The sequence below is a fragment of the Pseudomonas laurentiana genome, assembly GCF_014648275.1.
Classification (GTDB): domain Bacteria; phylum Pseudomonadota; class Gammaproteobacteria; order Pseudomonadales; family Pseudomonadaceae; genus Aquipseudomonas; species Aquipseudomonas laurentiana.
This window is the reverse complement of record NZ_BMQU01000087.1, coordinates 1-965: the sequence shown is the minus strand read 5'-3', so window position 1 is coordinate 965 and position 965 is coordinate 1. Positions and strand designations below refer to the sequence as shown.

Sequence of the window (965 nt, the reverse complement as noted above, 5' to 3'; positions counted from 1 at the left end):
TTTGAAATTATTGTTTATATATTTGGTATTGGTTATAATTTATAAGAATATTTTGTAGTTTTAGTAAGAGGGGGAAGGGTTAAGGATTTATTTGGTGTGAGATATTATATTGTTTGAGGAATTTTAGATGTTGTTGGAGTAAAGGATTGTTAATAAGGGTGTTTTAGTGTGTTGTAGATTTTTATTTAAGATTTGTATTATTTGATGATGTTATGTGAATTGTTAGAAATATGTGAAGTGTATGGTTAATTTAATAATGAAAGTTTTGTAAGGGGATTGGAGTAGGTTATTATGAGATAAAAGATTTTTTTTTAAAAGAGATTTGATTCGGAATTTTTATATGTTTAAGGTTTAATATTGAAATAATTTTAGAGGTTTTTTTTGATTTTGTTTGTGTTAATAAATAATTTGAAATGTTTTGATTTTTTTAGAATAGGTTTGGGTTAAATAGTAATGATTTGAAGTATTTATTTTTATATTATTTTGGAAATTTAAGGATTTAATTGTATGGATATGTAAAATATAGGATTTTTAATTTTAGTAGGAAAAGGAGGGAAATGGATATTTAATTTAAAAGTGAGTATTTGTTTTTTTTTTTTTTTTGTTAGGATTGGAAATTTTGTATTTTATATATTTATATGATTGAGTTTTTGGGTTTTTGAAATAGTGTAAAAATAAGTGTTTTGAATTATTGTTATTTGATTTGGATTTGTTTTAAAAAAGTTGAGGTATTTTGAATTGTTTGTTGATATGGATAAAGTTAGGGAAAATTTTTGAAATTATTTTAATATTGAATTTTGGATATATAAGAGTTTTGAATTGAATTTTTTTTGAAAGAAGATTTTTTGTTTTGTGGTAGTTTGTTTTAGTTTTTTTATGAAATTTTTGTTATTGGGTTAGTTATATATTTTATATGTTTTTAGTGATTTATATGGTATTATTAAATGATATAAGTTTTGGATAAG

At 21.0% G+C, this 965-nt stretch carries 1 pseudogene; it reads left to right on the top strand.

Going from position 1 to position 965, the window contains the following annotated elements:
* Positions 1-114 (top strand): annotated as a pseudogene (gene rpsL, locus IE038_RS25560) (30S ribosomal protein S12); the annotation flags it as partial.
* Positions 115-965 lie beyond the last annotated feature (851 nt).